The 4,055-nt window shown below is 72.1% G+C and carries 4 protein-coding genes; 1 reads left to right on the forward strand and 3 read right to left on the reverse strand.

Translation table 11 applies throughout. From position 1 onward, the window contains the following. Window positions 1–28: 28 nt before the first annotated feature. The 3 genes from D3105_RS32740 to D3105_RS32750 form a co-directional block, all read right to left on the reverse strand. Window positions 29–964, reverse strand: coding sequence for a TauD/TfdA dioxygenase family protein (locus D3105_RS32740; protein WP_118906464.1), 936 nt, complete (start codon window positions 962–964; stop codon window positions 29–31). Window positions 965–1,186: 222 nt separating this feature from the next. After that, window positions 1,187–1,789, reverse strand: coding sequence for a TetR/AcrR family transcriptional regulator (locus D3105_RS32745; RefSeq protein WP_118906465.1), 603 nt, complete (start codon window positions 1,787–1,789; stop codon window positions 1,187–1,189). Between the two features lie 20 nt (window positions 1,790–1,809). Then, window positions 1,810–3,327 carry a class I adenylate-forming enzyme family protein gene (locus tag D3105_RS32750; protein WP_118906466.1) on the reverse strand — a complete coding sequence of 506 codons (1,518 nt, stop codon included), beginning with the start codon at window positions 3,325–3,327 and terminating at the stop codon, window positions 1,810–1,812. 74 nt (window positions 3,328–3,401) lie between these two features. Between D3105_RS32750 and D3105_RS32755 the strand changes: the two genes are divergently transcribed. Next, window positions 3,402–4,007: a TetR/AcrR family transcriptional regulator gene (locus D3105_RS32755; RefSeq protein WP_118906467.1), complete on the forward strand. Its 606-nt coding sequence runs from the start codon at window positions 3,402–3,404 to the stop codon at window positions 4,005–4,007. Window positions 4,008–4,055 lie beyond the last annotated feature (48 nt).

Here is a 4,055-nt window from a genome sequence, read left to right on the forward strand (position 1 = left end):
GGGGGAAGGGGCGGGGGACGGGCTCCGATCAGGCCAGCGGGACGCCGGCGATCGCGATGCGCTCCATCACCCGGCGCTGCGGGAAGTAGTCGTTGATCGCGTAGTGCTGGACGGCGATGTTGTCCCAGACGGCGATCGAGCCGGGCTCCCAGTGGAAGCGGATCTGGTACTCCGGGATGCGGGCCTGCAGCACGAGGATGTCGAGCAGTTCACGGCTCTCGGCGTCGGAGAGCCCCTTGATGTACCGGGTGAACGGCTCGTTGACGTACAGGGTCCTGCGGCCGCTGCGCGGGTGACGCACCACGACGGGGTGTTCGACCTGGGGCCAGTTCGCGCGGAAGGCGGCCTTCTGCTCGTCGTTCATGAGGGCGCCCCAGCTGGCCTCCCAGTCGTGGACCGCAGTGAGGTCCTCGATCCGCTCCTTCAGGTCATCGGGCAGGTTGTCGTAGGCCGCGGCCATGTCCGCCCACATCGTGTCGCCGCCCGCGGCGGGCACCTCCACGGCCCGCAGGACCGCGCCGAGAGACGGGTTCGCCATGAACGAGTGGTCGCTGTGCCAGATGTTCTTGTTGCCCGCCGCCTTGGCGTCCTTGGCCAGCCGGGAGATCCCGGCGGTGCCGGCCGTCGCGAAGAACGGGTTGGGCTCCGGCGGGCCCCAGAGGCCGGACAGGGCGAGCTGGTGGTCCGGGGTGAAGCCGTCCTGGCCGCGGAAGAAGATCACCTTCCACTCCAGCAGGGCCTGGCGCAGCTCGTCGGCGAGGGCGTCGGTGATCGGCCGGGTCAGGTCGACGCCGCCGATGACGGCGCCGAAGTGCGGTGTGAGCGGATCGACCTGGACCAGCCGGTAGTCAGGCCGCTCCGCGCCGGGGGCGAGGCGTTCGAGAACCCGGCTCCCGTAGTGCATCAGGGGCTTGTCGAGGATCGGCTCGGGCTTCTGGACGGAGTGGGCCGCGATGTCGTGCATGGGGGTTCCTTCCAACCGCTGACACGGATTACGTAACCCGCAGTATCGATATTGCCGGGCACCGGGACAAGGGGTTGGAGCGAGTCGATTTCCTGGAGGTTCCGCGCCGCGATGCGCCACCCAGGGCGCGTGCCGAACAGCGCGCCACAAGCACGCCGAAGGGCACGCCGGGTGGTCGATTCACCTGGCGTGCCGACCGCATGGCGTTGCGTCGGATAAGGGTCAGGGGCGTGCGGCGATCGCCCGGCCGATGAGATCCACCACGGATGCGACCAACGCCTCGTCCGGCAGTCGCTGTTCGGCGACGAGGCGGAAGATGAGGGGGGAGGCGACGAGGGTCACCGTGGCGTCGACGTCGATGTCCGGGCGGACGTCGCCCCGCGCGATGCCGCGTTCCAGGACATGCCGGGTCTCGCCGGTGACCCGCGTCGCGTAGGCGCCGAAGCCCGCACGCACCGCACCCTCCTCCGCCGCCGCGCCGATCACGCCCGCGAGCAGCCGGTCGACGCCGGGCTGTCGGTACGTCTCCATGCGGGCCGACAGGACGGCGCGGAGTTCGGCCCGGAAGTCCCCCAGGTCCGCCACCTCCAGCGGTCCGATCCGGGACTCGGCCGCGGCGATGACCAGGTCCTGCTTGGTGGACCACCGGCGGTAGACGGCGGGTTTGCTGACTCCGGCCCGCGCGGCCACCGCGTCCATGGTCAGCGCTCCCATGCCGCTCTCCGAGACCAGTTCGACGACGGCGTCGAGGACGGCCTGGGTGACATGCTCCTGGCGTGGTCGCCCCGGTCCCCTGCGTGCGCTCCGCACCTGGTCATCGCCCATGGCGACGACCCTACGCGGTGTCAGGCCAGTTCGGCCCGGAGCACATGCTTGGTGATCTTGCCCGACGCGGTGCGCGGCAGTTCGTCCCGGAGCACCAGTTCGCGCGGGAACTTGTAGCGGGCGATCCGCGTCCCGAGCCACTCCCGTACGTCGTCGAGATCCAGCCGCGCTCCCTCGCGCGGCACCACCACGGCCACCACGGTCTCGCCCCACTGGCCGTGCGGCCGACCGACGACGGCGACGTCCAGAATGTCCGGGTGGCCGCGCAACGCGCCCTCGACCTCCTGCGAGGCGACGTTCTCGCCACCCGTGATGATCACGTCCTTCATCCGGTCCACCACGGTGACGAAGCCGTCCTCGTCGACCCGCCCGAGGTCTCCCGTGCGGTACCAGTCACCGGCGAAGACCTCCGCCGTGGCCGCGGCGTCGCCGAGGTAGCCGACCATGCGGGTGTCCGAGCGCAGCCAGATCTCGCCGGTCTGTCCGGCCTCGGCGTCCATGCCGTCGGGGCGGACGACCCGCAGGTCCACGCCGGGCATGCCGCCGCGTCCGATCGCGCCGGCCTTCTCGACCTGCTCGGCCGGGGAGAGCGAGGCCCCGACGGGTCCCATCTCGCTCATCCCGTACACCTGGTGGAAGTTCTCCGACCCGTACGCCTTCATCAGATGGCGGGCGGTGTCCGCGTCCAGCGGGCCGGCGCCGTAGATCCAGGCCCGGACGGACGAGAGGTCGAAGTCGGCGAAGTCCGGGACGGCCCGCAGGGGAGCGATGAGGGCGATCGGCGCACCGAACAGGGCCGTGACCCGTTCGCGCTGGATCGTCTCCAGCATGACGCGGGGCCCGTACTCGCGTTGCAGGACGACCGTGGCCCCCAGCAGCAGCGTGCCCAGGGCCCAGTTGTTGAGCGGGGACGCGTGCCAGATCGGCATGCAGATCAGGAAGCGCTCGTCGCGCCGGAGCGGGATCGCGGCTGCCGTGTACGCCGCGGTCAGCGCGATCGTCCGGTGCGTGTGGACGCAGCCCTTGGGGCGGCCGGAGGTGCCCGAGGTGTAAAGGATCTGCGCGACGTCGTCGTCCGGCCCGGGCTCACCGGCCCACGGCCGGGCCCCCGCGACCAGCGCCTCGAAGGAGTCGGCCGGGAGGCCGTCGGGGGCGGTGTCCGGGTGGCTGATCAGCCACCGTACGTCCGTGTCCGCGGCCGTCGCGCGGTCGCCGATCTCCGCGTCGACGACCGCGAGCCGGGCCCCGCAGTGCCGCAACTGATAGGCGACCTCCGGGGTCTGGAGCTTGTGGTTGACGGGCACCAGGGTGGCGCCGACGTACCAGGCGCCGAACGCGGCGAACAGGAAGGCCGGGGTGTTGTACGTCATCACGGCGAGCCGGTCGCCGGGCCGGAGTCCCGCCTCGCTCAGTGCGGTCGCCGCGCGGCGGGCCGCGTCGGCGAACTCCCGGTACGTCCAGCGCTGTCCGCCGTAGATCACGGCCTCTTCGGGGCCGGACGAGCGGGCCACGCCGTCCAGCAGGGCACTGAGGTGCATCACGTTCTCCTGACGAGCCGGACCGGGGGAAACCGGCCATGGCGGGAACCTCTGAATGATGGTTCACTTCTTTCATGGCCTACCGCAAGACCCCAGCCGAAATTCGTCGGCTCGAAGCCGCCCGGGAGCATCTCGTCGTCTGCGCCACCGAGGTCGTGGCCGACGTCGGCTGGGCACAGGCGTCCGTGACCGCGGTCGCCGACGCGGCCGGCATCGCCGCCGGCTCCGTCTACCAGCACTTCTCGTCCAAGTCCGCGCTGGCCGTGGAGGTCTTCCGGCGCGCCGCGCAGCGTGAGGTGGACGTGCTGGGCGATGTGCTGGAGGGCGAAGGCGACCCGGCCGACCGGCTGCGCCGGGGGGTGGAGGTGTTCGCCCGCCGCGCCCTGGAGAACCACGGCCTGGCGTACGCGCTGCTCGCGGCGCCCGCCGAGCCGGCGGTCGGCGCGGAACGCCTGGCGTTCCGCCGTCGCTACCGGGCGCTGTTCGCCGCGGTGATCGACGAGGGGGTCGCCGCGGACCGGTTTCCCGGCCAGGACGCGGAGATCACCGCCGCCGCGCTCACCGGCGCCATCGGCGAGGTCCTCGTGTACCCGCTGAGCACCTCGGCCGCGCAGGACGCGGACCTGCTCGTCGCCGAGCTGACCGCCGTGGCGCTGCGCTGCGCCGGCGCGGCCCCCTGACCCGGCCCGCGCCTCGCCCGTCCCCGCACCCGGTGTGCCCCACCCCGC

It is taken from the genome of Streptomyces globisporus, assembly GCF_003501885.1.
Taxonomy (GTDB): domain Bacteria; phylum Actinomycetota; class Actinomycetes; order Streptomycetales; family Streptomycetaceae; genus Streptomyces; species Streptomyces globisporus_D.